Origin of the sequence: Aeromonas hydrophila subsp. hydrophila ATCC 7966 (assembly GCF_000014805.1) — a bacterium.
Taxonomy (GTDB): domain Bacteria; phylum Pseudomonadota; class Gammaproteobacteria; order Enterobacterales; family Aeromonadaceae; genus Aeromonas; species Aeromonas hydrophila.
Genome location: NC_008570.1, coordinates 2,079,546 through 2,106,102 on the forward strand (window position 1 = coordinate 2,079,546; position 26,557 = coordinate 2,106,102).

Genomic DNA, 26,557 nt, shown 5'->3' on the forward strand with positions numbered 1-26,557 from the left:
CGGCATGGAGCAGTGCGCCATGCCGGTCGGCTGGAGTGAAACATGAATCAGTCAGTTCCTTATCTGGAGTTTTGCGGCATCAGCAAGGAGTTTCCCGGCGTCAAGGCGCTGAAGAACGTCTCCTTCTGCTGCCAGCAGGGCACGGTGCACGCGCTGATGGGGGAAAACGGCGCGGGCAAGTCCACCCTGCTCAAGATCCTGAGCGGTTTCCAGTCGCCCACCACCGGAGTGGTGAAGCTGGCCGGCCAGGAGCGGGTCTTTCAGAGCACGGTCGATGCGCTGGAGAGCGGGATCGCCATCATCTATCAGGAGTTGCACCTGGTACCCGAGATGACGGTGGCCGAGAACATCTATCTCGGTCAGCTGCCGACCCGGCGCGGGGTCATCGATCGGGAGCAGCTCTATCAGGATGCGGCCAGGCAGCTGGCGCGCCTCGGCATGGATGTCTCCCCCGAGACGCCGCTCAAGTACCTGTCGCTCGGGCAGTGGCAGATGGTGGAGATCGCCAAGGCGCTGACCCGGGATGCCTGCGTCATCGCCTTCGACGAGCCGACCAGCAGCCTGTCGTCCCGCGAGATTGAGCAGCTGTTTCGGGTCATCCGTCAGCTGCGTGACGAGGGCAAGGTCATTCTCTACGTCTCCCACCGGATGGACGAGATCTTCGCCTTGTGCGACGCCATCACGGTATTCAAGGATGGCCAGTTTGTGCGCACCTTCGCCTCCATGGCCGAGGTGGACCGGGATCTGCTGGTCAAGACCATGGTGGGGCGCGAGCTGACCGACATCTATGGCTACAGCCCAAGGCCGCTCGGCGAGGCGGGCCTCAAGGTGGCGAACCTGATGGGGCCTGGGCTCAAGGCGCCGGTATCGTTCGAGGTCAAACGCGGGGAGATCCTCGGTATCTTCGGGTTGGTGGGGGCCGGGCGCAGCGAGCTGATGAAGCTCATCTTCGGCGCCGACAAGATGCACAGCGGCGAGATAGCGGTGTTCGGCAAACCAGTGGTCATCGGCAGCCCCATCGACGCCATTCGCAGCGGCATCATGCTCTGCACCGAAGACAGGAAGGCGCTCGGCATCATCCCCATTCACTCGGTGCAGGAGAACATCAACATCAGTGCCCGCCGTCACCACGCGTGGGGGGGCTTCTGGATCAACCAGCAGTGGGAGGACGAGAACGCGAGGCTGCGGATCCGCGACATGCGGGTCAAGACCCCGTCTCCCCAGCAGGCCATCATGAACCTCTCCGGCGGCAACCAGCAGAAGGCCATTCTGGGGCGCTGGCTCTCCGAAGACATGAAGGTCATCTTGCTCGACGAGCCGACCCGCGGCATCGACGTCGGGGCAAAGAACGAGATTTACAACGTGATTTACGATCTGGCCAAGGTGGGCATCGCCGTGGTGGTGGTATCCAGCGAGCTGCCGGAAGTGCTGGGCATAGCGGACCGGATCATGGTCATGCGGGAGGGGGAGATCGCCGGCGAGCTTTCCCACGACGAGGCCAACGAGGTCAAGGCGCTCAATCTGGCCATGCCGGCCCGTTGATCTGCTAACCGCAACGAGATAGCACCCGGAATTTTCAGGAGAAATACCATGACAACTACTACCTCAGTCGGCCAGGCCGCCAGCACCGCGGCGGCCAGCGGCTCCCGCCTGCAACTGGCCCGCGTCTGGGATCAATACGGCATGCTGGTGATCTTCGCCATCCTGTTCCTGCTGGCCTGTGTGCTGGTACCCAACTTCGCCAGCCTGATCAACATGCGCGGGCTCGGGCTCGCCGTCTCCATGTCGGGCATGGTGGCCTGCGGCATGCTGTTCTGCCTCGCCTCCGGCGAGTTCGACATGTCGGTGGGCTCAGTGGTGGCCTGCTCCGGCGTCGCCTGCGCGGTGGGCATCAACGCCACCGAGAGCATCACGGTGGGCATCCTGGCCGGCATGTCGGTGGGAGTGCTGTTTGGCCTCATCAACGGCATAGTCGTGGCCAAATTCAAGATCAACGCCCTCATCACCACCCTCGCCACCATGCAGATGGCACGGGGGGTGGGCTACATCATCTCCGACGGCAAGGCGGTGGGCATCGTCGAGGAGCGTTTCTTCGAGCTCGGCAACTCCGCCCTGCTCGGCATCCCGACCCCGGTCTGGCTGACCGCCGTCTGCTTCGTGCTGTTCGGCTTGCTGCTCAACAAGACCACCTTCGGTCGCAACACCCTGGCCATGGGGGGCAATGAGGAGGCGGCGCGCCTGGCCGGGGTCAACGTGGTGCGCACCAAGATCATCATCTTCACCATGACCGGGCTGATTGCCTCCATCGCCGGCATCATACTCGCCTCGCGCATGACCTCGGGTCAGCCCATGACCTCCATCGGCTTCGAGCTGGTGGTGATCTCGGCCTGCGTGCTGGGAGGGGTCTCCATGAAGGGGGGGATCGGCAAGATCTCCTACATCATCGCCGGGGTGCTGATCCTGGGGCTGATGGAGAACGCCATGAACCTGCTCAACATCTCCCCGTTTGCCCAGTACGTGGTGCGTGGCCTCATCCTGCTCGCCGCCGTGCTGTTCGACCGCTACAAGCAGGTACGCAAGGCGCGCATCTGATCCTGTCCGACCGGTGCAGGCCCGCGTTCAGCGGGTCTGCCCAGGGTGGCACCATGGCTCACGGCACATCCCGTTGTGAGCCAGTTCACCAATTTCACACGGCGCCACGCGCCGGATAGCGCGTTCCCAAGGTGAGTCTTTACAATGACCCAAGCCGATTTTTTTACCCAAGCGCTGTTTTCCGCCATGTCCTCGATGCAAAAAGAGAAGCCGAAACAACTCAATCCCCTGTTGCCGGGTTACGCCTTCGATGTGTTCCTGGTCTCGGGCATGACCCCCATCGAGCAGGGGAGTGCGCTCGACTTCATCATCGACCGGCCCCAGGGGATGAAGGGCTTCATCGTCAATCTGACCATCAGCGGCAAGGGGCAGATCTTTCAGGGGGAGCGGGCCTTCACTGTGGAGCCAGGCGACCTGCTGTTGTTCCCGCCGGCGGCGGTGCACCATTACGGCCGGGCGCCGGATGCGCAGGCCTGGTACCACCGCTGGGTCTATTTCCGGCCGCGGGCCTACTGGGCCGACTGGCTCAAGTGGCCGCAGGTGACGGAGCGGGTAGGGCGATTGCAACTGGCGGACGCAGCCTTGCTCGCCGAGTTCGATGCCCTGTTTCTCGATATCGAAGAGACCCACCAGCAGCTGCGACCCATGTCGGAGCAGCTGGCCATGAACCTGCTGGAGCGGCTGCTCATTCGCTGCTACGAAGCCTCCTCCCTCAGTGCCTATCCCACCATAGATCACAGAGTTCACCAAGCGTGCCAGATCCTGAGCGAGTCGCTCTGCGCCGAGATCTCGGTGGAGGCGCTGGCGGAGCAGGTGTTCTTGTCCCCCTCGCGCCTCGCCCACCTGTTTCGCGAGCAGGTGGGGGTGAGCATAGTGCGCTGGCGCGAGGATCAGCGGATCATGCGGGCCAAGCTGCTGCTGCAGACCACGCCGCTGTCGGTGGCCACCATCGGCCAGCAGGTGGGCTATGACGATCAACTCTACTTCTCGCGGGTGTTTCGAAAGCGGGTGGGGGTGAGCCCCACCGAATACCGCAAGTGCGCCACCCCGCTGTGATCCTTCTTGCCTGAGGCCGCGGCCCATCCTGTTCCATCAGTGGTCACCCCATGATGGGGTGGCTGCCTGGGGCAGGGGGCCGCTGCTTTCTTCATCATTCCTCGTCGATAGCGGCGAAGCGCTCCACCAGATAGTCGATGAGGGCTCGCACCGAGGGGAGCAGGCCGCGCCGGGAGGGGAACACGGCGTGAATGAGTTCGGGCTTCGGCTCCCAGGCGGGCACCACCTTGACCAGGGTGGCGGCGGTCAGCTGCTCCTGCACCATCAGCAGCGGCAGTTGCACCACCCCGACCCCGGCCAGCGCCGCACTGCGCAGCGCCACCATGTCGGTGGTGACGAAGCGGGGCTGGTGGGTGAGGTCGGCATGCGCCCCCTGCGGCCCGAACAGCGACCAGAGGTAGTGCTGCCGCGGCGCCCCAAGCCCCATGCTGGGCCAGCCGTGCAGATCCGCCGGCGCGGTGGGCAAGCCCTGCTGTGCGACGAGTGCCGGGCTGGCCACCAGGCACTGGCGGCGCTGCGCCAGTATCCGGATCACCAGCTCGCTGTCCTGCAGCGGCGGCGGCCTGACCCGGATGGCCACATCGACCCCTTCGGCGATGGGGTCGACCCGCCGATTGGTCCCTTCCAGCTCGACCCTGATCTGCGGGTGACGGGCCATGAAATCCGCCAGCATGGGGCCGACATGGGTGTGCAGCAGGGCGATGGGGCAGCTCATGCGGATCAGCCCGCAGGGCTCGGCCCGGGTCATCTCGATGGCGGCCTGCGCCGCCTCGGCCTCCACCAGCATCGCCTTGCAGTGCTCGTAATAGGTGCGGCCCAGCTCGGTCACCGCAAACTAGCGGGTCGAGCGCTGGAGCAGCCGCACGCCGAGCCGCTCTTCGAGCTGTGCTATCCGGCGGCTGAGGCGGGATTTGGGCATGCCGATGGCGCGGCCGGCGGGGGCAAAGCCACCGTGATCCACCACCAGGACGAAATAGTAGAGATCGTTCAGATCCTGCATAGGGTGCTCTCATCGTTCCAAAAATAGGACGCTGATGCCCAATTTAGCAGTCTACCCACCTGTTCGTCTCGAAACTATGCTGTCTCCAGTGTTCAATTCCACCGGATATGTCAGGAGCGACAGATGAAAAAGATCCTCGGCGTTTACAGCGCACCCCGTCCTCACTGGGTAGGCGACGGCTTTCCCGTACGCTCTCTCTTCTCCTACAGCAGCCACGGCAAGCAGCTGAGCCCCTTCCTGCTGCTCGACTATGCCGGCCCGACCAACTTTACGCCGACCAGCCGGCCACGCGGGGTGGGTGAGCATCCCCATCGTGGTTTCGAGACGGTGACCATCGTCTACAAGGGCGAAGTGGCGCACCGGGATTCGACCGGTCAGGGCGGCGTGATAGGCCCGGGCGATGTGCAGTGGATGACCGCCGGTGCGGGTATCCTGCACGAGGAATTTCACGCCCCGGCTTTCAGCGAGTCGGGCGGCGAGCTCGAGATGGTGCAGTTGTGGGTGAATCTGCCGAGCCGGCACAAGATGACGCCGCCCGGTTACCAGCCCATCCTGGCGCGCGACATTCCGACGGTGGCACTGACCAGCGACGCGGGATCGGTGCGGGTCATCGCCGGGGAGTTCGAGGGGGTCCGTGGCCCGGCCCATACCTTCAGTCCGCTGCATGTCTGGGATCTGCGTCTGGTGCAGGGCAGTGTCAGCACACTCGAGTTGCCCGAAGGCTGGACCGGCGCACTCATCGTGCTCAAGGGGACCGTGCAGATCAACGGCAGTGCCATCGCCCGTGAGGCGCAGATGGTGGTGCTGGACCGGGCAGGGCGGCAGGTCATGATCGAGGCAAACAGCGACGCCACTGTGCTGCTGCTGAGCGGCGAGCCCATCGAGGAGCCCATCGTGGGTCACGGCCCCTTCGTGATGAACAGCCATGAGGAGATAGTGCAGGCCATCGATGACTTCAACAGCGGCAGATTCGGCGTGATGCCGGCGTGATAAATGGACAAGGCCCTCGCATGAGGGCCTTGTTTTTATGAGGCTGCGGATCAGCGCTGACGGGCCTTGAACCTGGGGTTGCTCTTGCAGATCACGAACAGCTTGCCGCGGCGGCGGACAATCTGGCAATCGGGATGGCGCGACTTGGCCGATTTGAGGGAGGAGAGGACTTTCATGACTGCGCTTTTCCTTTGTTGAAGAACTGACCGAAACGCTGGCCGAAGCGGGCGACCTGACCTTCCTTGCTGACCTGCTTCTGCTTGCCGGTATAGAAGGGGTGTGACGCACTGGAGACATCCAGCGTCACATAGGGGTAGGTGTTGCCGTCTTCCCACAGCTTGGTGCGATCGGTCTTGAGGGTGGATCCCACCAGAAAATAGGTGTTGGCGGTCAGGTCGTGGAACAGAACCTGACGGTACTCGGGGTGAATGTCGGGACGCATGATGCTGGCCTTATGATTTAGTTGTTATAACATAACAAATAAATCATGCCTTTGTTGAGAATGAATATCAACAATTTTTTGTCTTGTGTGGTGATGGGGTAATACCACCGAGCGAGGTTCTGCCTCCCTGGCAAGCAGAGTAGCCGGCGGGGTTTGGTGATGCCGCAGCAGGGTTGGCAACAAGAGGTTGATGACGCGCTTTACTTTTGATTTTTACTGTATAAAAATACAGTTATAAATCATGGAGAAGTATCCTATGCGTCTGGAAATCATCATCGACAAAAAACATCAGGTGCCCACCTCGACCATGGAGGCGCTGCGTCAGGAGCTGCTCAAGCAACTGGGCGAGAAGTTCCCCGACCTGCATGTGCGGGTCGCCCCCGGCAGCGCCATGGCACTGACGGTCAGCCGCGCCAGCAAGGAGGACAAGGAGCTGGCTGAAGCCATGGTGCAGGAGGTGTGGGAGAATGCCGACAGCTGGATGCCGGAGAGTGTTGCCTCCTGAGCCTGGTGGCCGGGCTCTCATCCAGCGCCTCTCTTGCCGAACAAAAAACGCAGCCCAAGGCTGCGTTTTTTGTTGCTGCTGGGATGAGCTCCCGAGCCGATGGTGTGTCTGCACTCAGCCTTTAATCCTCAACCGTCAAAGCCCGGCCCAGCGTTTGAGGCTGTTGACCTGCACCCGCTGATCCGCCTGGGTGATATCGCCGCTGGCGCGCAGTGCCTTGAGGGCAACGGGCAGGGCTGCCCGCACTTCGCTGGCCGTCATGCCGGCCTGCAGGGCCGGGTGATAGGCAAGCTTGAGCAGCACGTAATCGAGCCCGGTCGGGAAGCTGTCGATGCTGTTGTCGTTGAAGATGGAGGGGAACACCTTGTCCGAATCGTTGGGCAACCCCATTACCTGGGTGAGCTCCTCCACCACGCAGTCGAGAAAGCGCCCCTTGGCCCGGCTGTAATCCACCGGAATGATGATGGTGGCGCGGGCCATCTCGCGGCGGGTATTGGTGGTGAAGTTGGCCATGCAGAGCCCCTCCTTGAGCGCCGTCTTGACGGAGGCATCCTGCCCCATGGTGCGCTTGGCCCAGTTCGCCATCTTAGCGCGTTCGGTCATGATCAGGGTGATGTTAGGCCGCTCGCTGACCAGGGCGATGGGACGACCTATGATGCCGGCCAGATGCTGGCTCTGTACCCTGACCACCTCGCTTTGCAGCGCCTTGTCGCCAAATTCGTTGACCAGCTTGAGCCGGATGGGCTGTTCCCAGCGGGAGAAGTGCACGTTCTGTTCGTGGCCGTACTCCCGCTTCATGGCGACCTCGAAGAAACTCTCGGTGAGATAGGCATCGCTCTGCCAACGCTCGGCGGCTTGCAGCCAGGGGCTCAGCAACAGGAGCACCACCAGCCAGCGGCCGAGCGGCCGGCGCCAGCCTGAGTGGCGCACGGCAAGGTAACGGCGCAATGAAATCATGTCTCCTCCTTGAAACAGTCGGGATCAGCGCGTGGCCCGTTCGAGATCGCGCCAGGTGAGCCAGAGCCGCAGATCAAACTCCAGTTGATGATAGTCCGGCTCCATATGCTGACAGAGCTGATAAAAGCCCTTGTTGTGATCCTTCTCCTTCAGGTGGGCCAGCTCGTGCACCACGATCATCTTCAGGAAGGCCGGGTGGGCCTCCTTGAACAGGGCGGCGATGCGGATCTCGTTCTTGGCCTTGAGCTTGCTGCCCTGCACCCGGCTCACATAGGTGTGCAGGCCGAGGGCATCCTTGATCACGTTGATCTTGCCGTCGAAGATCACCTTGGAAAGCGGCGCCGAGCTTTTCAGGTAGCGGTTCTTCAGCTCCATGGTGTAGGCGAGCAGCGCCTTGTCACTCTGGATGAGATGGGTTTCTGGATAACGCTTGGCCAGCACGTCTCCCAGCTTGCCCGCCGCGATCAGCTGTTGCACCTGGGCCTTGAGGGGCTCGGGGTAGCCACCGAGGTAGGTCAGTTCCGCCATGTCTGCATTACTCGTCATATCAAAAGAGCGCCATTGTAGTCAGCGCGTCGCCGCTTGCCTACCGTTTCGGGCCTTGCCTGGGTTGGCGCAATGAAAAGGGCCGTCATCACGGGATGACGGCCCTGTTCGGTCAAGGGGGCTCAACGCCTGCGATAGAGGCCCGGATCCACCTCTTCATACTGGCTCACCAGATATTGATAGAAGGCGAGACTGGAGGGCGAGCTCGGCTTCTTGAGCTCATCGGCCACCCGATCCGGCTTGGCGATGATGAACTTGGGACTCTGGCGCTTGAGGTCGGCCAGTACCCGCTCGCGCACGTCGTAGGGCGGGTTGACGTTGGCAAAGAACAGGTAGGCGGAGGCCGGCTGGCGATCGGTCCAGAGGTAATATTGCGGCTGGATGCCGTCTACCCAGATCTTGTCGGTGGGGCTGGTCTCGGCCTTGATCCGATCGACCCGTACCTGGGCCGGCGGGTTGAACGGCGTGCCCTTCAGGGTGCCTTCCCAGGCGTTGTTGAGCAGCAGGGCCAGCATGGCCAGCGAAGCGAGCCAGGGGGTGGCGCTGCGCACATCCCAGGCGCGCCACAGGGGCACCAGGATGAGCACCGGCAGGGCCCACAACAGGCTGTTGCCGAGCACTTCACGCACCCGCTCCAGTGACCACTCCTTGGTGCTCCAGCCATAACCCAGCTGCTGGGCCAGCAGCCAGCTGGCGGTCAGCACCACCAGCGAGATGCAGAGCAGGCCGAGGCCATCGGCCTGCTGTTCGCTGCGATCCAGCAGGCAGGCGAGCGGCAGCAGGGCCAGCGGCAGATAGAGCACATCGTAGTGATCAAACACGTGGCCGGAGACCGAGTTGGCGATCAGGGTGAAGATGACCCCGAACAGGGTGGCGCACAGGGCCGGCAGATACCACTCCTGACGGCGTCCCATCATCAGCACGATGAAGGCGGGCAACAGCATGATAAGACCGGTGCGCAGCAGGCCGACGCTGCCCACATCCGGCGAGAAGCCATTGCCGTAGCTCCCCTCGAAGAAGATATCGAAGGCGTAGTATTTGAATTCGGCCAGCAGGTTGTGATGCTGGAAGTAGGCCAGCAGCGGGCCGCCAACCAGTGCCAGCCCCAGCAGGCTGGAGCAGAGCAGGGAGAGGGCGCAGCGCCACTGTTCGCGCAGGCACCAGTGGCAGAACAGCACCAGATACCAGGCACCCCAGAAGGCGCCGTTGTTGGTGCGCATCCAGGCAACGATGGCAAAGGTGAGCGCGGCCACCAGCGCCGGTCCCCAGCTGCAGCGCTTGTCCAGCAGCATGGTGATGAAGGCCCACTGGGCGATGAGGGCCAGATGGAAGGTCCAGTCTTCGGTCATGTTGCCGTAGTAGTAGCGGGTGCCGTAGAGCGCCAGTATCGCCAGCATGCTGCCGAGCCGGGCCCGCAGCGAGAGGCCGAGCTGGCCGAACGCCTGCCAGCTAGCCAGCAGCCCCAGCCAGCAGAGTGCCCACTCCAGCAGCCAGATCCCGAAGAAGCCACCGACGCCGTAGCCGAGGGCGTCGAGGGCGAAGATCATGGGGCCCTTGATGTCGATCATGTCCCGGTAAAGCACGCCCCCTTCGCTCCACATCTTGCCCATCACTGCAAACAGCGAGGCGTCAAAGCCTGGCGCCATGCCGTGGAACAGCGGGTTGCGCAGGCAGAACAGCAAGGCCAGCAAGCCGGTGAGCAGGATCACCAGCGGCCGCAGGCCCGGATTGACGCGAGGAGGGGTAAAACGGATGGCATGATTCATGGGTGACCTGTTCCTGCTGGGAAGTCTCGAAAGCGGGCCTATCTTGCCGAGCCTGACAGCACGATGCAATGGGCGAGGGGAATGTGCTTGAAATAATTTGTAAAAGTGCCGCTTTACGGCATGAAAGCGGCACGTTTTCTGACAAAACCGGCTAAAGCGACCTGGCGGGCCATCGCCAAGTGGCCCGCCAGATCCTTACCGGGTAGACGGCCCCTGATACTCCACCAGTGCCGGCGCAGCGGCGAGTTCGGGCAGGTAGCGAGCCCAACGGATGAAGGCATCCGCCAGGGTGATGCCGAGCTCCTGGTTGTGCTGGGTCAGGGTGCGGGCCAGCGCGGTGTAGCCCTCCTTGCCGGAGGCGGTGTAGGCGCTGGAAACCCCCCGATAGATGGCGTCGGCCTCGACCGGCTGCCACTGGCCGGGGGCGCGCTCCCACTCCAGCCGGGTGATCCGGCGCCCCTTGGGCTGGTCTGCCTGATAACAGAAGCGCACGCCGGCGGTATAGGGGAAGCTGCCGCTGCCATTGCCCGTCACGCCGTTGTTGGTGGCGTTGTCGATGGCCCCCTCCAGCGCCTCGGCCAGTTCATGGCCGTGCACCCGATAGAGGGTGAGCGGGATGGCGAACGGCAGCAGGCGGCCGGCGATGTCCGCTTCGCTGAGCGGCCCGGGCTCGAGGGAGCAGCGCACTCCGCCGGCATTGTGCAGGGCGAAGTCCACCTGACCGACCTGCTCGCGGGCCCCGGCCAGCATGGCGCAGGCCACCAGGGGCGCCACCTGGCTGCCGGCCGGCAGGCAGGCATCGGGCAGCCGCTGATGGTGCAGCGGCCCGCCAAGGTGGGTCACGATGCGCTGGGTCATGGTCTCGAGCTCGGGCCGGTAGCGTTTGGCCAGCAGTTGCTCGAGCGCGGGCGCCGGCTCGCAAAAATGTAGCCCGGCCGGCGGCGTCGAGGCAAACGGCCAGGGCTGCCAGGGCAGCCACTCCAGCTGGCCACGGCTGCGAGCTACCCGGCCGTGCTGGTCAAACGTCAGTTCGCACACCCCGAGGCAGAGGGCGCTGTGGGCGGCGTGCAGGATGGCGACACCGTTTCGCATCAACGGATAGCTGCCCTCGCTCGCCAGACCCAGCGGCGCCAGATCCCCCAGCAGGCTGTGGGTGTGGCCACCGATGATGAGGCTGAGCTCGGGGAAACGCTCGGCCAGCAGTTTGTCCTGCTCCAGCCCAAGGTGGCTGAGCAGAATGATGTGGCGGATGCCGGCGGTCTTGATCTCTGCCAGTGCTGCCTTCAGGGTCTGCTCGATGCCGTGAAAGCGGGTATGGGGATCGGGGCTGGCGATGGCGGCCATCTGCGGCAGCGTGATGCCGAGCAGGGCGAAGGGCACGCCGTCGATGCTGCGCTGGTGCCAGGGACGGCTGGCATCATACAACTGGGGCAGACCGCGCAGTCGCAGCGGGGCGTCGGCGGGCTCCTGACTGCTGTCGAGGTTGGCGGCCAGCACCGGAAAGTCGAGCTGGCGCAAAAACTCCACCAGCGGCCCGTTGCCCAGATCGAACTCGTGATTGCCGATCACCATGGCGTCCGGTCGCAGCAGGCTCAGCAGGTCGGCGTTGGCGCGCCCCTTGAAGCGGTTGAAATAGAGCGAACCCTGGAAGGTGTCACCGCCGTGCAGGAACAGGCAGGTCTGGCCCGCCGCATCGGCCTGTCGGCGCAAGGTGTTGAGCCGGGTCAGGATGCGGGCGTAGCCACCACACTGGGTGCGCCACTCGGACTCGCCTGCGGGGGCGAAGCGCATGGGGGCGCCATCGAAATGGGAGTGGCAGTCACTGAAGTGGGCAAGTTGAACCGTAATACTCATCTCGGTCCTCCTTAGAGAAAAAAGAGCACCGAGTCTACTCCAATGGCGGGGGGAGATACCAGCCCGGCGGCAGGCCGGGCTGGTAGAGTGAGGGAGAGGCAGGGCATCCGCTCAGGGAGCCCCGGTCAATTTAGGCGGGCACCATGATCTGGGTGGCGAGGATCACCACCAGCAGGCCGACCGCGACCGGCACCGAGGTGCGCTTGACCACTTCGAACGGCGAGAGGTTGCCCATCCCCGCACAGGCGACCACCACCCCGGAAACCGGCGAGATGGTGCGGCCCAGGTTGGAGGCCTGCAGCATGGGGATCACCAGGTAGGCGGGGTTGACGCCGAGGCTGGTGGCGAGATGGGGAATAAGCTCCACGAAGGCATAGAAGGGAGCGTTGCCGGAACCCGTGGTAAAGGCGGCCAGGGTGGTGATGACCACCAGCACCAGCATGATGACGATGCCGCCGGTACCAAAGCTCTGGGCCAGATCCAGGAGGTTGGCGATGAAGCCGAGCCCCATCAATCCCTGAGCAAACACCCCGGCACCCACCAGCAGCATCACCACGCCGGCGAAGGCATCGGCCATGCTGCGCCAGCATACCTGCAGCCCGTCCAGTAGCTCTTTGCCGTTGCGCTTGCGGGCCAGCTCCATCAGGGCAGCCAGCACCAGGCAGATGACGATGATGGTGACGATGTCGAGCTTGGGCCCGAGTTTGCCGTCAAACAGCAGCACCCCGATGATGGGGGTAAAGGGCAGGATGGCGTAGAAGCCGGGGGCATCGGTGATGAGATCGCTCGGGGCGACCGCCTCGTTGTGCTCGCCGGCCTTCTGATCCAGATAACGCTGCCAGAAGAAGTGGGTCACCGCCATGGCGGCGATGGCCACCAGCGAGATGGGCAGGGTCAGCTTGAAGGCAAAATCGAGCAGCTCCATGTTGGCGGCCTGGGCGGCCATCACCACGTCCCCGGAGGTGGGGGCCAGGATGATGGCGGCCGGTGAGGCACATACCGCCGCCGCGGCGCCACGGGAGATCCCCATGTTGACCATCAGCGGGAACAGGGTGGCCATCAAGAGCACGCCGAGGCCGGTGGCGGAGCTCACCGCCAGCGACATGGCGCAGGCCACCAGATAGGCGGCAACCAGCAGGATGTAGGGAGACTTGATGATGCCAAGCGGCTTGCTGGCCAGCTTCACCAAAATGGTGTTGGCGCCGATGTGGCTCATGTAGCCGGCGAAGCCGCACAGCACCATGATCAGCATGCCGAGGCCACCGCCCCGATCCACCAGCAGGAAGCGCACGTATTCGAAGATGTCGGTGGCCACGTGGCCGGTGGAGGTGACGCTGGTGGGCAGCACCGCCTTGCCCATCAGGGCGGTGATCGCCAGCAGCAGCAAGCCGCCGCTGAGCAACACCCCGGTGGCCGAGTAGCCCTTGAAGATGTAGCGACCCACAGCCAGGGTGACCAGGGTGCCGATAAGGAGTTCCATCATAGAGTGAGTTCCTGAGTACGAATGAAGGTGGATGCATTCCTGGCGTCAACTTGGAGGTTAATCTGGCCAATCCCGAAATGTATCGACATAAAACTCGGCGATTATTATCCAATAAGGGGTATCTCACCATGATGTTGCGCATCACTTGTGATCTTGCTTGCAAATCAATGGCTGTGCGGGGTTGCGACTTGTCAACCTGACACTTAGGCTTTGTGACGGGAGTAGGTGACAGTCGCGGGGATCGCGGTTAATCTCCTGCTTCGAGTATTAATGCGTTGATTATTAATTAAAATAACAACCCCGCCAGCAACGAGGTCAAGGCAGCAGAGATGGGAATGGTCAGCAAAGTTTTCATGGTGGCATTGATGTTGTTCGCCGCCACGGCCGGGGCCGAGAGTTCCCATTACACCGGTATCAAGGCGGTGCCTGACATCAAGGTCGACTTTCAGTTTTATCGGGTATCCGGGCCGGATGTGGCGAGCCTGGCACGTCAGATGACCAGCGCGGGCACAGCCCGGGCCAACGGCCACATCGGCATGGCCAGTTACCAACTCTCCTGGCAGTTGCAGACCCGTCCCGAGGCGCAGCGCTGCGAGCTGGAACAGGTCAGGGTCACTACCCGGATCAAGGTGATGGTGCCGAACTGGATGGACAAGGCCAAGGCCTCCGCCGCCGAGCGCCAGAAGTGGGACAAGCTGGTGGCCGCCATGTTCGATTACGAGAGTCGCCACAAAGACATACTGCTGGAGAGCGTGAGCCAGCTCGGCATCCAGCTGGCGCAACTGCCGGTGGAGCGCGACTGCGCCGCCCTGGAATATCAGGCCTGGCAACGGGGGCAGGGGGTGCTGGCCAGCTCGCGCCAGCGTTTCAGCCAGTTGCAGCAGCAGACCGATCACGGTCGCAAGCTGGGGCTTAACTGGCCAAAGGGCATCTGAGCCCGACAGGATTTGAGCGAACAAAAAGGGCTCCCGTCGGGGAGCCCTTTTTGTTGTTGCGTCTTGCCGAGCATCTAAATGCTCACTGGAGCGGCTTGCCCTTGAGCAGCTTGCGCACCCAGTAGCGGGCCGGGTGGAGCGCCTCCAGCAGATCGGCCGCCAGCGGCAGCGGATCGCCGCAGATCTCGCTGGCCAGCAGCTCGCCGCAAAGGGGCGCCGAGCAGAGCCCCCGCGAGCCGAGTGCCCCCAGCACATAGAGGCCGGGATGCAGCGGCAACGGCGCGGCGTTTTGCTGATCGCCCTGCAGTCCGGCGTAGTGATCCGCCAGCTTGGCCAAGCTGGCTACTGGCCCCACCACCGGCAGGTGATCCCGGCTGGCACTGCGCACGCCGACCCGGGCCTGATTGCCACTCACATCCACCTCGGCGGGCCAGGCCTGCTGCGGCAGGCAGGCTTGCAGTCGCGCCTGGTTCTGGGCCTGCTCGTCGGCGCGAAACTCGAGATCGGTCTGGTTGCGGCCATAGCTGGCGCCGATGCAGTGGTGATCGTGGTGGGCCGGAGTGAGGTAGCCATCGTAACAGAGCACGGTGTTGAGCTTGCTCAAGCTCACCGAGGTCGGCACATGGCTCACCTGGCCACGCACCGGATAGAGCGGCAGCTCGGCAAAGGGGATGAGCGCAGGCAACTGATGGCCGGCGGCCACCACCAGATTGGGGGCTTGCCAGCGGCGCCCGTCACGACTTTCGACCTGCCAGCCATCGGCCTGTTCGGCCATGGCGACCACCTCGGTATTGAAAACCACTTCAAGCAGTCCACTGGCTTGTGCTTCCTTGATGGCGGCGCGGGTGAGATCCGCCGGACAGAGCCAGCCCCCCTGCGGATAGCTGACACCACCGTGACCACAGGGCAGGCCGACCACTTGCTCAGCTTCTGGTTCGGAAAGTACCTGCATCAGCTCGGGCGGGAAGGGGCCTTGCGCCATCTTGGCCAGCTTGGCGGCGGACTTGTCGTCATAGCCGAGCTGGGTGACGCCGCACAACGAGAAGGCGACGGGGTGGCGCTTGGCCAGGGCCAGCAGTCGGCTTCTGGCGAAGCCGAAGGCCAGCGAATAGAAGCGCGACAGGACATCGTGCTCGCCATTGAGCAGCGGGTAGAGGGCTCCCTGCCGGTTGCCGGAGGCGCCAGTCGCCGGCTCGCCATCCTGGCACAAGAGCGTCACCCTGCGGCCCCGCTCCACCAAGGAAAGCGCCGTCATGGCCGAGGCGATGCCGCCCCCGATGATCAGCACCTCGCCCGCGCGGCCGGCGGGTCTGGCATACCAGGGGGCGATGGTCTGCTGTGGCTGTTTCTCTGCACGCTCCCCGGCCAACATCTCCCGCTTGCTGCCATGCCCTTTCACCTTTTGCATGGCAAAACCGGCGGCAATCAGGCCGCGGCGCACGAAGCCGGCACAGGTAAAGGTGGCGATGGTGGCGTGGGGACGCGCGAGGCGGGCCAGACCGTCGAACAATGCTTGTGTCCACATCTCCGGGTTCTTGGCGGGGGAGAAGCCATCCAGATACCAAGCGTCCACCAGCCCGTCTGCCGGGTGGGGCACCTGGGGCAGCATCTCCTTGATGTCGCCAAACCAGAGATCGAGCCGGATCCGGCCGCCGGCAAAGAGCAGCCGATGACAGCCTGCGACGGGCAGCGGCCACTGCTCGATGAGGGGCTGGCTGAAGGTGGCGAGCTCGGGCCAGGCGGCCAGCGCCTTGCGCAGATCCTCCCGGGTCAGCGGGTATTTTTCGAAGCTGATGAAGTGGAGGCGGGCACCGTTGCCGGATTGGGGCGCCTGTTCCAGAAAGGCGGCCATTGTCGCCAGAAAGTTAAGACCTGTGCCGAAACCTGTCTCACCTATCACGAAAATGTCACTATCGTGATGCGAAAATCGCGCTGGCAGCCGATTTTGCTGCAAAAAGACGTAGCGGGTTTCACTTAGACCGTTATCATTGGAAAAGTACACATCCCCGAACTCACTGGAGACTGGAGTTCCCGCTTCATTCCAGTCCAATCGGGCATGATGTAAGGATGTTTGACTCACGTTTTCCTCTGCTCGCGTCACAAAATCGCGGGCATTCTACGTGAAAGCAGACCAGTTTGGCAGCCGAAAGCGGGTAGACTTGGCGCCAGTTTTTCCAGACGAGATGAATTAATGAGAAGAGCAGTGATCACCGGTATCGGCGTCATCTCCAGTATCGGCAACAACAAGGAAGAAGTGCTGGCCTCCCTGAAAGCAGGCAAATCTGGCATCACCTATTCCGAGCAGTTCGAACAGTACAACCTGCGCAGCCGTGTCTGGGGTAACATCAAACTCGACCCGTCTGAACTGATCGACCGTAAAGTCATGCGTTTCATGGGCGATGCAGCGGCTTATGCCTATCTCTCCATGCAACAGGCCATCGAAGACGCCGGTTTGCCGGAAGAGATGGTGTCCAACGAGCGTTCCGGTATCGTGACCGGCTCCGGTGGCGCCTCCGGCAAGAACACCTCCGAGTCTGCGGATATCGCCCGCGAGAAGGGCGTCAAGCGTGTGGGCCCCTACATGGTGCCGCGCACCATGTCCTCCACCACCTCCGCCTGCCTGGCCACCCCGTTCAAGATCAAGGGTGTCAACTACACCATCAGCTCCGCCTGCGCCACCTCTGCCCACTGCATCGGTCACGCTCTGGAACTGATCCAGCTTGGCAAGCAGGACATCGTCTTCGCCGGCGGCGGCGAGGAGCTGGACTGGTCTTCCACCATCCAGTTCGATGCCATGGGCGCCCTGTCCACCAAGTACAACGACACCCCGGAAAAAGCCTCCCGTACCTATGATGCGGATCGCGACGGTTTCGTCATCTCCGGTGGCGGCGGCATCCTGGTGGTCGAGGAGCTGGAACACGCTCTGGCCCGTGGTGCCCACATCTATGCCGAGATCACCGGTTACGGTGCCACCTCCGATGGCTACGACATGGTCGCGCCGAGCGGTGAAGGCGCGGTGCGTTGCATGAAGATGGCGATGCAGGATGTCGGCAAGGTGGATTACATCAACACCCACGGTACTTCCACTCCGGTCGGTGACACCAAGGAGCTGGAAGCCATCCAGACGCTGTTTGGCAGCAATGCGCCCAAGCTCTCCGCCACCAAGGCCATGACCGGTCATGCCCTGGGTGCTGCCGGCGTGCACGAGGCCGTTTACTCCCTGCTGATGATGGAACACGGCTTCATCGCCCCCAGCATCAACATCGAGACCCTGGACGAAAAGGCCGTGGGCCTGCCCATCGTGCGCGCGTACGAAGAGGCGGAGCTCAATACCGTCATGTCCAACAGCTTCGGCTTCGGCGGGACCAACGCCTCCCTGGTGTTCAGCAAGTTCAAGGCTTGATGAGCCCACCATGAGTCGAAAAAAAGGCGCCGCAAGGCGCCTTTTTCATTGGGTGATCGTCAGCCCCGTTGCGGCAGTGGCAGCCGCATGTAGGTCGCGCCCTCGCCATATTCGGTGAGGGACTTGCGGGTGCTGGCCGGCTGGAAGCCCTGCTTGCGCCAGAAGGCCGGCGCATCCTGCACCGCCACCAGACCGGCGTGCTCAAACCCTTCGTCTGTGGCAAACGCAAGGGCGGTGGCGAGCAGCCGCTGCCCTATGCCCTTGCCGCGGGCCTGCCGTGAGACGGCGAGATCGTGCAGATAGAACTCGTCATTGCCGGCCAGGCGCTGAATGGGGACGGAGAGGGGCGGGGGCTGGTGGGCACGCCAGGGGTGGCAGAGCAAATAGCCCAGCACCTGGCCCTGATGTTCGGCCACCCAGCAGCAGGCGGGGGCCAGTTCGGCCTTGTTGCTCATGACTTCGATGGGCTCAGGATCCAGCTGGTGATAACACTCGTCCTGAATGGCCATGATGGCGGGCCAGTCGTTGGCCCGGGTCGTGCGGATCTTGATCATAGTGGTAGGGCATGGCTGCCCGAAAACGCTGATTAAACAATGGATTCGTCAACCAGCGTACCAGAACCGGGTCATGAACTGAACAAGCATCTTCAAATGATGCCTGTCTTGATCAGCGCGCCGCCTGTTTGCTGACGACCTTGATGAGCTGGTAGCGCAGGGAAGGGGCATCTGCCGGCACATCGGTGAGCCGCTGCTTGCTGATGGTCAGCTGATAGCGGTAGCCGGGCTCAAACTGAAAGCCTTCAATCTGCTGATAGAACAGGGTCCAGGGCTGCTGCTCGTCACTGCGCACCTGCATGCACTGCATGGGGCCGACGCCGACGCAGTGTACCAGCTGGCTGTTGACGTAGAGGGTCTCGCCTGCGCTTGGCGTGGGGGCGTTTTGACAGGCGCTGAGCAGCAGGGCGGCAGCGGCGCTGAGGAACAGTGGTCTCATGATGAACTCCTTCGATGGAAAGGGGGGCATTAGAGCGGCAAATAAAAAGGCGGTCAATGACCGCCTTTGTAACAAAAAATCTGAAACCCGTGACTCAACGCTGGTCGAGCGGGGTGAACTCGCGCTGCGGCTGACCGGTATAGAGCTGACGCGGACGGCCGATCTTCTGATCCGGATCCGAGTGCATTTCGTTCCAGTGGGCAATCCAGCCGATGGTACGGGAGATGGCGAAGATCACGGTGAACATGGACATGGGGATGCCGATGGCCTTCATGATGATGCCGGAGTAGAAGTCCACGTTCGGGTAGAGCTTCTTCTCGATGAAGTAGGGGTCGGAGAGCGCGATGCGTTCCAGCTCCATGGCCACGTCCAGCAGCGGATCCTTGATCTGCAGCTCGGTCAGTACCTCGTGACAGGTTTCGCGCATCACGGTGGCACGGGGGTCGTGGTTCTTGTAGACCCGGTGGCCGAAGCCCATCAGACGGAACGGATCGTTCTTGTCCTTGGCCTTGGCGATGTATTCGGGAATGCGGTCAACGGAGCCGATCTCCTCGAGCATCTTGAGGCAGGCTTCGTTGGCACCGCCGTGGGCCGGTCCCCACAGGGAGGCGATCCCCGCGGCGATACAGGCAAACGGGTTGGCGCCGGAGGAGCCGGCCAGACGCACGGTGGAGGTTGACGCGTTCTGCTCGTGGTCCGCATGCAGAGTGAAGATGCGATCCATGGCGCGTTCGACGATGGGGTTGACCTTGTACTCTTCGGTCGGCACGCCAAACATCATGTGCAGGAAGTTGCCGGCATAGGAGAGGGCGTTACGCGGCTGCATGAACGGCTGACCGATGGAGTACTTGTAGCACATGGCGGCCAGGGTCGGCATCTTGGAGAGCAGACGGAAGGCGCAGATCTCGCGGTGCTCTTCGTTGTTGATGTCGAGGGCATCGTGATAGAAGGCGGAGAGCGCACTGACCACGCCGCACATGACGGCCATGGGGTGGGCGTCGCGACGGAAGCCGCGGAAGAAGAAGGCAATCTGCTCGTGCACCATGGTGTGGCGGGTGACCAGACGTTCGAATTCCGTGTACTGCGCCTTGGTGGGTGCCTCGCCGTACAGCAGGATGTAGCAGACTTCCAGATAGCTGGCCTGGGTGGCCAACTGGGCGATGGGGTAACCACGGTGCAGCAAGACACCCTGATCGCCATCTATGTACGTAATGGATGATTTGCAAGAACCGGTTGCCATAAAACCGGGGTCGAAGGTGAAGTACCCTTGCGCGCCCAGTTTTCTGACATCGATCACGTCGGGTCCGACAGTTCCTGACAGGATCGGGAGTTCTACCGGGTCTTTACCGGGCAGATGTAGGGTGGCTATCTTATCAGCCATAGCACGTCTCCTTTGCTCTTTTATAATTTGATTCCAGCTCTACTTTATTACGAGTTTGATGACGCTGGCAAAGGTTCTGACCCGTACCAGGGCGGCTGGAGCGCCTTATTTGAAACAGAGTTCAGGGCTGTTGTCAATTTTGCTGGATGATCATTAATGATTTGTTAAATGAGTTGTGAGATCTGGTTTACGGTTTTGGGTTTTCTTTGTAGCTAATTGATTGTCATTGGTTAAGCCCGCCGATATACTGCGCCTCGTGGGTGATGGCTGTCGGTGTTTGAAACGCTTTCGCAAAGCTAGATGTGATATTGAAAATGTTATTTTTGGCTTTCCTGAGTTGTTTTGGTAACAAAAACCTAACAAATGCCACTCCATGCCCTCATAAGCGTGTAAAAACAATAACTAACGTGCTCAATGGAGCTGAGTGGGCAAAGCCGTGAAAAATAAACAGAGACCTGTAAACCTCGACCTACAGACGATCAGCTTTCCTGTCACCGCCATCGCTTCCATCTTGCATCGTGTCTCAGGGGTGATCACCTTTGTGGCGCTCTCAATCTTGCTGTGGATGCTTGGTACTTCACTCGCCTCTCCCGAAGGATTTGAGACTGTGGTGTCCATCATGGACAACTTTCTGGTCAAATTCGTGCTGTGGGGGATCCTGACTGCGCTGGCTTACCACATTGTGGGCGGACTGCGTCACCTGGTCATGGACATGGGCTATTGGGAAGAGCTGGAATCCGGTAATCAGAGTGCCCGTGTGGCCTTCGTGATCACCGCGGTTTTGGCGGTATTGGCGGGGGTACTGGTATGGTAACCAATTCTGCAACCTTCGGGCGCAGCGGCGTTCACGATTACATCCTGATCCGCGCCACCGCCCTCATCATGACCTGTTATGTCCTCTACCTGGTGGGCTTTGTCGCGTTCAACGACATCAGCTACGAGGTGTGGACCGGCTTCTTCGCCAAAACCTTCACCAAGGTGTTCACCCTGTTGGCGCTGCTGTGCGTACTGATCCACGCCTGGATCGGTCTGTGGCAGGTGCTGACCGACTATATCAAGCCGGTGGGGTTGCGCGGTGCGCTGCAATTTGCCCTGGTAGTGGTGCTGTTCGTCTACCTGATGACCGGCTTCGTTGTACTGTGGGGGGTGTAAGGTGACTATTCCAACTCGTGAATTTGATGCGGTGGTGATCGGTGCCGGTGGCGCCGGCATGCGCGCCGCGCTGCAGATTGCCCAATCCGGCAAGAGCTGCGCTCTGTTATCCAAGGTATTCCCGACCCGTTCTCACACGGTTTCTGCCCAGGGCGGGATCACGGTTGCGCTGGGCAATGCCCACGACGACAACTGGCAGTGGCACATGTACGACACCGTCAAGGGCTCCGATTACATCGGTGATCAGGAAGCCATTGAATACATGTGCAAGACCGGCCCCGAGGCCGTCTATGAACTGGAGAACATGGGTCTGCCCTTCTCCCGCTTCGACAACGGCACCGTCTATCAGCGTCCGTTTGGCGGCCAGTCCAAGAATTTCGGTGGCGAGCAGGCGGCCCGTACCGCGGCGGCAGCCGACCGTACCGGCCACGCCCTGTTGCACACCCTCTATCAGCAGAACGTCAAGAACAAGACCACCGTCTTCTCCGAGTGGTATGCGCTGGATCTGGTGAAGAACCAGGACGGTCACATCGTTGGCTGTACCGCCATCGACATGGAGAGCGGTGAAGTCGTCTACTTCAAGGCCAAGGCCACCGTACTGGCCACCGGCGGCGCCGGTCGCATCTACCAGTCCACCACCAACGCCCACATCAACACCGGTGATGGCGTCGGCATGGCGCTGCGCGCCGGGGTCGGCGTGCAGGACATGGAGTTCTGGCAGTTCCACCCGACCGGCATCGCCGGGGCAGGGGTGCTGGTGACCGAAGGGTGCCGCGGTGAAGGCGGCTACCTGCTCAATAAAGACGGCGAGCGCTTCATGGAGCGTTATGCGCCGAACGCCAAGGATCTGGCCGGTCGCGACGTGGTGGCCCGTTCCATCATGATCGAGATCCGCGAAGGTCGCGGCTGTGACGGTCCCTGGGGCCCGCACATCAAGCTCAAGCTGGATCACCTCGGCAAAGAGGTGCTGGAATCCCGTCTGCCGGGCATCTGCGAGCTCTCTCGCACTTTCGCCCACGTAGATCCGGTCAAGGAACCCATCCCCATCATTCCGACCTGCCACTACATGATGGGCGGCGTGCCGACCAACGTGAACGGCCAGTGCCTGACCCAGGACAAGGACGGCAACGACGTGCCGGTGGTCGGTCTGTTTGCGGTGGGCGAAATCGCCTGCGTCTCGGTGCACGGTGCCAACCGTCTGGGTGGCAACTCGCTGCTGGATCTGGTGGTATTTGGCCGCGCCGCCGGCATGCACCTGGTCAACACCCTGAGCGAGATGGAGCACGGCCGCGCCGCCTCCGACGCCGATATCGACGCCGCACTGTCCCGCTTCAACCGCTGGGAAAATTGCCGTGACGGTGAAGATCCGGTGCAGATCCGCAAGGACCTGCAGCGCTGCATGCAGAACAACTTCTCCGTATTCCGGGAAGGCGATGCCATGGCCGAAGGGCTGGCCGAGCTGAAACTCATCCGCGAGCGCCTCAAGAACGCCCGTCTGGACGACACCTCCAAGGAGTTCAACACCCAGCGCATCGAGTGCCTGGAGCTGGACAACCTGATGGAGACGGCCTATGCCACCGCGGTGGCTGCCAACTTCCGTACCGAGAGCCGGGGCGCCCACAGCCGCTTCGATTTCCCGGAGCGTGACGATGAAAGCTGGCTGTGCCACAGCCTCTATCATCCGGACACCGAGTCCATGACCCGTCGCGCTGTCAACATGTCACCCAAGACCCGTGAGGCGTTCCCGCCCAAGGTCCGGACTTACTGATTGCGGAGCTAGCCCTATGAACGTCACATTCTCTGTCTACAGATACAATCCGGATGTTGATAACGTCCCCCATATGAAGGAATATCGTCTTGATATTCCTGAAGGTTCCGACATGATGGTGCTCGACGCACTGATCCAGCTCAAAGAGCTGGATCCCACGCTCGCCTTCCGCCGCTCTTGCCGCGAAGGGGTCTGTGGATCTGACGGTCTCAACATGAATGGCAAGAACGGTCTTGCCTGCATCACCCCGCTCTCCGATCTGCTGAAGAAGGGCAATAACGTCGTTATCCGCCCCTTGCCAGGCCTGCCGGTGATCCGTGATCTGGTGATCGACATGACCCAGTTCTACACCCAGTGGGAGAAGGTCAAACCCTTCCTCATCAACGACGAAAAATTGCCGCCCGTGCGTGAGCACCTGCAATCCCCCGAAGAGCGCGCCAAGCTGGATGGCCTGTACGAGTGTATTCTCTGTGCCTGCTGCTCCACCTCTTGCCCCTCCTTCTGGTGGAACCCGGACAAGTTCATCGGCCCGGCCGGTCTGCTCGCCGCCTATCGCTGGCTGGCGGACAGCCGCGATACCGCGGCTACCGATCGACTGGGTAATCTGGATGACGCCTTCAGCGTGTTCCGTTGCCACGGCATCATGAACTGCGTGAACGTCTGTCCCAAGGGCTTGAACCCGACCAAGGCCATCGGTCAGATCAAGTCGATGCTGCTCAATCGGGCTGTTTAGTATCAGGGCCAGGGCGTCACGCGCCAGGCCCGACCTCTGGATAGCCATCCGTCACCATGGCTGGATGGCTATTTAAACCCTACAAGCTGCGCTGCAGTGAACAAGATGTACAAGGGATAGAAATGCATAACGGCGTGATGAAGGCCTGGTTGGAGTCATCTCACCTGGCTGGTGCGAATGCAAGCTATATTGAGGATTTGTACGAATCCTTCCTGGAAGACCCCGAGTCCGTAGCCGAAGAGTGGCGCAGCCTGTTTAGCTCGCTGCCCCAGGTCAATGGCCATGCGATAGAACAACCTCACTCCCGAGTCCGCGATTATTTCCGTCGCCTGGCCAAGGATCCCTCCCGCTACAGTGCCCCCGTCTCCGATCCGCAAGTGGATGCCAAGCAGGTGCGGGTATTGCAGCTGATCAACGCCTTCCGCTTCCGTGGCCATCAAAACGCCAACTTGGATCCGCTCGGCCTCTGGGCGCGTGAAACCGTTGCCGAACTGGATCCTGCGTTTCACAACCTGCAGGGCGCAGACATGGAGGCCACCTTCAACGTGGGCTCCTACGCCATCGGTCGCGAGACCATGGTGCTCTCCGATCTGTATGCCTCGCTGAAGAAAACCTACTGCGGCAGCATCGGCGCCGACTACATGCACCTCACCTCCACCGAGGAGAAGCGCTGGCTGCAACAGCGTCTCGAATCCATCGAAGGGACGGGCAGCTACACCCTGGAAGAGAAGACCCGCTTCCTCGAGAGCCTGACCGCCGCCGAAGGGCTGGAAAAATACCTGGGCGCCAAGTTCCCGGGGGCCAAGCGTTTCTCCCTGGAAGGGGGCGATGCCATGGTGCCCATGCTCAAAGAGCTTATTCGCCGCGCCGGTGAGCAGGGCTGCAAAGAGGCCGTCATCGGCATGGCCCACCGCGGCCGTCTCAACGTGCTGATCAACGTGCTGGGCAAACGCGCCCAGGACCTGTTCGACGAGTTTGCCGGCAAACACGGCGAATCCTGGGGCACGGGTGACGTGAAGTACCACATGGGCTTCTCGTCCGACTTCGCCACCCCGGGCGGCAACGTCCACCTGGCACTCGCCTTCAACCCGTCTCACCTCGAGATCGTCAACCCCGTGGTCATCGGCTCGGTGCGTGCCCGCATGGACCGCCGCGGTGACAAGGACGGCTCGACCGTACTGCCCATCACCATTCACGGTGACTCGGCCATGTCCGGTCAGGGCGTGGTGGCCGAGACCTTCAACATGTCCCAGACCCGTGCCTATGGCGTGGGCGGGACGGTGCGCATCGTCATCAACAATCAGGTGGGTTTCACCACCTCTTACCATCGTGATCTGCGTTCCACCGAATATTGCACCGACATCGCCAAGGCGGTACAGGCGCCGGTGCTGCACGTCAACGGGGATGATCCGGAAGCCGTGGTGCTGGTGACCCAGATTGCACTGGATTACCGCAATACCTTCAAACGCGACGTGGTGATCGAGCTGGTCTGCTACCGTCGCCACGGTCACAACGAGGCCGACGAGCCGAGTGCGACCCAGCCGCTGATGTACCAGAAGATCAAACAGCACCCGACCCCGCGCAAGATCTACGCCGACCAGTTGGTGGCGGAAGGCAGCATCAGTCAGGAGCTGGCCACTACCCTGGTCAACGAATATCGCGAGACCCTGGATCGCGGTGAGCGGGTGAGCAAGGAGTGGCGTCCGATGGAACTGCACTCCGTCGACTGGACCCCTTATCTGGGCCACGACTGGGCCATGGCTTATGACAGCACTGTGTCGATGGATCATCTGAAGTCCCTCGGCGAGCGCATCAGTCAGTACCCGGCCACCCACGTGCTGCAGCGCCAGGTCGAGAAGATCTATGAAGACCGTCGCCTGATGGCCGCTGGCGAGAAGCTGCTGGACTGGGGCTTTGCCGAGACCCTGGCCTACGCCACCCTGGTGGACAAGGGCTCGCGCATCCGCTTCACCGGTGAAGACTCCGGCCGTGGCACCTTCTTCCACCGCCACGCCGTGCTGCACAGCCAGACCGATGCCAGCACCTACACCCCGCTGTGCAACCTGCACGACGAGCAGGGCCCGTTCGAGGTGTACGACTCCGTGCTGACCGAGAACGCGGTATTGGCGTTTGAATATGGCTACGCCAGCGCCGAGCCGGCCGGCCTCACCATCTGGGAAGCCCAGTTCGGTGACTTCGCCAACTGTGCTCAGGTGGTGGTGGATCAGTTCCTCTCCTCTGGCGAGCAGAAGTGGGGCCGGATGTGCGGCCTGACCATGCTGCTGCCGCACGGCTACGAAGGGCAGGGCCCGGAGCACTCCTCCGCCCGTCTGGAGCGCTATCTGCAGATGTGTGCCCAGCACAACATGCAGGTGTGCGTCCCGTCCACCCCGGCGCAGGTGTTCCACATGCTGCGCCGCCAGGTGGTGCGTCCGATGCGCCGTCCGCTCATCGTGATGACGCCCAAATCCCTGCTGCGCCACCCGCTGGCGGTGAGCAAGCTCGAAGAGCTGGCCGAAGGCACCTTCCAGAACGCCATCGGCGAGATCGATGCGCTGGATCCGAAGGGCGTCAAGCGCGTGGTGTTCTGCTCCGGCAAGGTCTACTACGACCTGCTCGATGCCCGTCGCAAGGCCGAGCAGCAAGATGTGGCGCTGGTGCGAATTGAGCAGCTCTACCCCTTCCCGGAAGAGGAAGTGCGCGCCATCCTGGCCGACTACAGCCATGTCACCGACTTCGTCTGGTGTCAGGAAGAGCCGCAGAACCAGGGCGCCTGGTACTGCACCCGTCATCACTACGACAGCGTGCTGCCAAGCCATGCCCGTCTGCGTTATGCCGGTCGCCCGGCGTCGGCCTCACCGGCCGTCGGTTACATGTCAGTCCACGCCAAGCAGCAAAAAGCCCTGGTGGAAGACGCGCTGACCCTGGAATAAACCCGTTGCGAAGGAGAGGGCACGCCGCTGCGTCGACCCTCTCTGACTCTGGAACAAGCCTGCTGGCC

The 26,557-nt window shown here is 62.1% G+C and carries 25 protein-coding genes; 12 read left to right on the plus strand and 13 right to left on the minus strand.

Annotated elements, in window-relative coordinates; genetic code table 11:
* The first annotated feature begins 42 nt into the window (after positions 1-42).
* The 3 genes from araG (at position 43) to araC (ending at position 3,648) form a co-directional block, all read left to right on the plus strand.
* The gene (gene araG / locus AHA_RS09610; RefSeq protein ID WP_011705779.1) at positions 43-1,542 is read left to right on the plus strand and encodes an L-arabinose ABC transporter ATP-binding protein AraG; all 1,500 of its coding nucleotides are present in this window, start codon (positions 43-45) and stop codon (positions 1,540-1,542) included.
* Positions 1,543-1,590: 48 nt separating this feature from the next.
* Positions 1,591-2,592 (plus strand): L-arabinose ABC transporter permease AraH, encoded by a 1,002-nt coding sequence (araH, locus tag AHA_RS09615; protein ID WP_011705780.1) that lies wholly within the window; start codon positions 1,591-1,593, stop codon positions 2,590-2,592.
* A 144-nt stretch (positions 2,593-2,736) separates the two neighbouring features.
* Complete coding sequence (gene araC, locus AHA_RS09620; protein ID WP_011705781.1) at positions 2,737-3,648, plus strand: arabinose operon transcriptional regulator AraC; 912 nt, start codon at positions 2,737-2,739, stop codon at positions 3,646-3,648.
* A 94-nt stretch (positions 3,649-3,742) separates the two neighbouring features.
* Here araC and AHA_RS09625 read toward each other — a convergent pair whose 3' ends face one another.
* Together AHA_RS09625 and AHA_RS22065 are read right to left on the minus strand one after the other, a co-directional pair.
* A complete protein-coding gene (locus tag AHA_RS09625) occupies positions 3,743-4,477 on the minus strand; it encodes a LysR substrate-binding domain-containing protein (protein ID WP_011705782.1) in 735 nt (244 codons plus the stop codon).
* Positions 4,478-4,483: 6 nt separating this feature from the next.
* Complete coding sequence (locus AHA_RS22065; protein ID WP_011705783.1) at positions 4,484-4,648, minus strand: LysR family transcriptional regulator; 165 nt, start codon at positions 4,646-4,648, stop codon at positions 4,484-4,486.
* A gap of 123 nt (positions 4,649-4,771) precedes the next feature.
* Between AHA_RS22065 and AHA_RS09630 the strand changes: the two genes are divergently transcribed.
* Positions 4,772-5,638 (plus strand): pirin family protein, encoded by an 867-nt coding sequence (locus AHA_RS09630; protein WP_011705784.1) that lies wholly within the window; start codon positions 4,772-4,774, stop codon positions 5,636-5,638.
* A 50-nt stretch (positions 5,639-5,688) separates the two neighbouring features.
* On the opposite strand, the gene ykgO is transcribed toward AHA_RS09630, so the two are convergent.
* Complete coding sequence (gene ykgO / locus AHA_RS09635; protein ID WP_005300174.1) at positions 5,689-5,814, minus strand: type B 50S ribosomal protein L36; 126 nt, start codon at positions 5,812-5,814, stop codon at positions 5,689-5,691.
* Positions 5,811-6,080 carry a type B 50S ribosomal protein L31 gene (locus tag AHA_RS09640; RefSeq protein ID WP_010634187.1) on the minus strand — a complete coding sequence of 90 codons (270 nt, stop codon included), beginning with the start codon at positions 6,078-6,080 and terminating at the stop codon, positions 5,811-5,813. The genes ykgO and AHA_RS09640 overlap by 4 nt, the downstream gene beginning before the upstream one ends.
* A gap of 256 nt (positions 6,081-6,336) precedes the next feature.
* On the opposite strand from AHA_RS09640, the gene AHA_RS09645 reads away from it, so the two are divergent.
* Positions 6,337-6,585, plus strand: coding sequence for a DinI family protein (locus tag AHA_RS09645; RefSeq protein WP_011705785.1), 249 nt, complete (start codon positions 6,337-6,339; stop codon positions 6,583-6,585).
* A gap of 135 nt (positions 6,586-6,720) precedes the next feature.
* Here the strand turns inward: AHA_RS09645 and AHA_RS09650 are convergent, their stop codons facing one another.
* From AHA_RS09650 to dcuC, 5 genes are all read right to left on the minus strand, one after another.
* Positions 6,721-7,542 carry a DUF2927 domain-containing protein gene (locus AHA_RS09650; protein ID WP_011705786.1) on the minus strand — a complete coding sequence of 274 codons (822 nt, stop codon included), beginning with the start codon at positions 7,540-7,542 and terminating at the stop codon, positions 6,721-6,723.
* A gap of 24 nt (positions 7,543-7,566) precedes the next feature.
* On the minus strand, positions 7,567-8,070 hold the full coding sequence (locus AHA_RS09655; RefSeq protein WP_011705787.1) for a M48 family metallopeptidase: 504 nt from the start codon (positions 8,068-8,070) through the stop codon (positions 7,567-7,569).
* Positions 8,071-8,210: 140 nt separating this feature from the next.
* A complete protein-coding gene (locus AHA_RS09660; RefSeq protein ID WP_026080306.1) occupies positions 8,211-9,854 on the minus strand; it encodes a hypothetical protein in 1,644 nt (547 codons plus the stop codon).
* Between the two features lie 195 nt (positions 9,855-10,049).
* A complete protein-coding gene (locus AHA_RS09665; RefSeq protein WP_011705789.1) occupies positions 10,050-11,708 on the minus strand; it encodes a bifunctional metallophosphatase/5'-nucleotidase in 1,659 nt (552 codons plus the stop codon).
* Between the two features lie 130 nt (positions 11,709-11,838).
* Positions 11,839-13,191 (minus strand): anaerobic C4-dicarboxylate transporter DcuC, encoded by a 1,353-nt coding sequence (gene dcuC / locus AHA_RS09670; protein ID WP_011705790.1) that lies wholly within the window; start codon positions 13,189-13,191, stop codon positions 11,839-11,841.
* Between the two features lie 335 nt (positions 13,192-13,526).
* Between dcuC and AHA_RS09675 the strand changes: the two genes are divergently transcribed.
* Positions 13,527-14,126 (plus strand): DUF922 domain-containing Zn-dependent protease, encoded by a 600-nt coding sequence (locus AHA_RS09675; protein WP_161785100.1) that lies wholly within the window; start codon positions 13,527-13,529, stop codon positions 14,124-14,126.
* 82 nt (positions 14,127-14,208) lie between these two features.
* Here AHA_RS09675 and mnmC read toward each other — a convergent pair whose 3' ends face one another.
* On the minus strand, positions 14,209-16,227 hold the full coding sequence (mnmC, locus tag AHA_RS09680; RefSeq protein WP_172583078.1) for a bifunctional tRNA (5-methylaminomethyl-2-thiouridine)(34)-methyltransferase MnmD/FAD-dependent 5-carboxymethylaminomethyl-2-thiouridine(34) oxidoreductase MnmC: 2,019 nt from the start codon (positions 16,225-16,227) through the stop codon (positions 14,209-14,211).
* Between the two features lie 90 nt (positions 16,228-16,317).
* Here mnmC and fabB point away from each other — a divergent pair, with 90 nt between their 5' ends.
* Positions 16,318-17,529, plus strand: coding sequence for a beta-ketoacyl-ACP synthase I (fabB, locus tag AHA_RS09685; protein WP_011705793.1), 1,212 nt, complete (start codon positions 16,318-16,320; stop codon positions 17,527-17,529).
* Positions 17,530-17,588: 59 nt separating this feature from the next.
* Here the strand turns inward: fabB and AHA_RS09690 are convergent, their stop codons facing one another.
* The 3 genes from AHA_RS09690 to AHA_RS09700 form a co-directional block, all read right to left on the minus strand.
* Positions 17,589-18,083: a GNAT family N-acetyltransferase gene (locus AHA_RS09690; protein ID WP_011705794.1), complete on the minus strand. Its 495-nt coding sequence runs from the start codon at positions 18,081-18,083 to the stop codon at positions 17,589-17,591.
* Positions 18,084-18,195: 112 nt separating this feature from the next.
* On the minus strand, positions 18,196-18,522 hold the full coding sequence (locus AHA_RS09695) for a DUF4377 domain-containing protein (protein ID WP_077392365.1): 327 nt from the start codon (positions 18,520-18,522) through the stop codon (positions 18,196-18,198).
* Positions 18,523-18,616: 94 nt separating this feature from the next.
* Positions 18,617-19,903 carry a citrate synthase gene (locus AHA_RS09700; RefSeq protein WP_005300205.1) on the minus strand — a complete coding sequence of 429 codons (1,287 nt, stop codon included), beginning with the start codon at positions 19,901-19,903 and terminating at the stop codon, positions 18,617-18,619.
* Between the two features lie 424 nt (positions 19,904-20,327).
* Here AHA_RS09700 and sdhC point away from each other — a divergent pair, with 424 nt between their 5' ends.
* The 5 genes from sdhC to sucA all read left to right on the plus strand — a co-directional run bounded on the left by sdhC (position 20,328) and on the right by sucA (position 26,489).
* Positions 20,328-20,717 (plus strand): succinate dehydrogenase cytochrome b556 subunit, encoded by a 390-nt coding sequence (gene sdhC, locus AHA_RS09705; RefSeq protein ID WP_011705795.1) that lies wholly within the window; start codon positions 20,328-20,330, stop codon positions 20,715-20,717.
* Positions 20,711-21,055 (plus strand): succinate dehydrogenase, hydrophobic membrane anchor protein, encoded by a 345-nt coding sequence (sdhD, locus tag AHA_RS09710; RefSeq protein WP_011705796.1) that lies wholly within the window; start codon positions 20,711-20,713, stop codon positions 21,053-21,055. Before sdhC ends, sdhD begins: the two co-directional genes overlap by 7 nt.
* 1 nt (position 21,056) lies before the next feature.
* The gene (gene sdhA, locus AHA_RS09715) at positions 21,057-22,823 is read left to right on the plus strand and encodes a succinate dehydrogenase flavoprotein subunit (protein ID WP_011705797.1); all 1,767 of its coding nucleotides are present in this window, start codon (positions 21,057-21,059) and stop codon (positions 22,821-22,823) included.
* A 16-nt stretch (positions 22,824-22,839) separates the two neighbouring features.
* Positions 22,840-23,556 carry a succinate dehydrogenase iron-sulfur subunit gene (locus AHA_RS09720; protein ID WP_011705798.1) on the plus strand — a complete coding sequence of 239 codons (717 nt, stop codon included), beginning with the start codon at positions 22,840-22,842 and terminating at the stop codon, positions 23,554-23,556.
* Between the two features lie 122 nt (positions 23,557-23,678).
* Positions 23,679-26,489, plus strand: a complete 2,811-nt coding sequence (gene sucA / locus AHA_RS09725; protein WP_164927608.1) for a 2-oxoglutarate dehydrogenase E1 component — start codon at positions 23,679-23,681, stop codon at positions 26,487-26,489.
* The last annotated feature ends 68 nt before the right edge of the window (positions 26,490-26,557 follow it).